Origin of the sequence: Streptomyces antimicrobicus, assembly GCF_020532625.1 — a bacterium.
GTDB classification, from domain to species: domain Bacteria; phylum Actinomycetota; class Actinomycetes; order Streptomycetales; family Streptomycetaceae; genus Streptomyces; species Streptomyces antimicrobicus.
The window spans coordinates 1-788 of record NZ_JAJAUY010000270.1; the positions used below are offsets into that span (position 1 = coordinate 1).

At 64.5% G+C, this 788-nt stretch carries 1 protein-coding gene; it reads right to left on the minus strand.

What is annotated here, in order from left to right; all coding sequences use genetic code 11:
- On the minus strand, positions 1 to 788 hold a 788-nt coding region (locus LG632_RS30000), incomplete at its 5' end, for an adenosylhomocysteinase (RefSeq protein WP_226731080.1).

The window sequence follows — 788 nt, forward strand, 5'->3', positions numbered from 1 at the left end:
TCAGTAGCGGTAGTGGTCCGGCTTGTACGGACCCTCGACCTTGACGCCGATGTACTCGGCCTGCTCCGGACGGAGCGTGGTCAGCTTGACCCCGAGGGAGTCCAGGTGCAGACGGGCGACCTTCTCGTCCAGGTGCTTGGGCAGCACGTAGACGTCCGTCGGGTACTGCTCCGGCTTCGTGAACAGCTCGATCTGCGCCAGCGTCTGGTCCGCGAACGAGTTCGACATCACGAACGACGGATGACCGGTGGCGTTGCCCAGGTTCAGCAGACGGCCCTCCGACAGCACGATCAGCACCTTGCCGTCGGGGAACGTCCAGGTGTGCACCTGCGGCTTGACCTCGTCCTTGACGATCCCCTCGATCCTCGCCAGACCGGCCATGTCGATCTCGTTGTCGAAGTGGCCGATGTTGCCCACGATCGCCTGGTGCTTCATCCGGGCCATGTCCGAGGCCATGATGATGTCCTTGTTGCCCGTGGTCGTGATGAAGATGTCCGCCGTCTCCACGACCTCGTCCAGCGTCGTGACCTGGTAGCCGTCCATCGCCGCCTGCAGCGCGCAGATCGGGTCGATCTCCGTCACGATCACCCGGGCACCCTGACCCCGCAGCGACTCCGCACACCCCTTGCCCACGTCGCCGTACCCGCACACCACAGCCGTCTTGCCACCGATCAGCACGTCCGTGGCCCGGTTGATGCCGTCGATCAGCGAGTGCCGGCACCCGTACTTGTTGTCGAACTTCGACTTCGTCACCGCGTCGTTCACGTTGATCGCCGGGAAGAGCAGGG